The sequence below is a fragment of the Janthinobacterium sp. NKUCC06_STL genome, assembly GCF_019345455.1.
GTDB lineage: Bacteria > Pseudomonadota > Gammaproteobacteria > Burkholderiales > Burkholderiaceae_D > Janthinobacterium > Janthinobacterium rivuli.
The window spans coordinates 1-232 of record NZ_JAHKQY010000056.1 but is presented as its reverse complement, the minus strand read 5'-3'; the positions used below and the strand labels follow the sequence as shown (position 1 = coordinate 232).

The 232-nt window shown below is 48.7% G+C and carries 1 rRNA gene; it reads left to right on the top strand.

Annotated elements, in window-relative coordinates:
• Positions 1-232: ribosomal RNA gene (locus tag KO539_RS29975) — 23S ribosomal RNA — on the top strand; the annotation flags it as partial.

The following is a 232-nucleotide window of genomic DNA, read 5'->3' as shown; positions in this document are numbered from 1 at the left end:
ATGTTGGCTTAGAAGCAGCCATCATTTAAAGAAAGCGTAATAGCTCACTGATCGAGTCGTCCTGCGCGGAAGATGTAACGGGGCTAAGCCAGTCACCGAAGCTGCGGATATCCTTTATTGGATATGGTAGGAGAGCGTTCTGTAAGCCTGCGAAGGTGTCTTGTAAAGGATGCTGGAGGTATCAGAAGTGCGAATGCTGACATGAGTAGCGATAATGGGGGTGAAAAGCCTC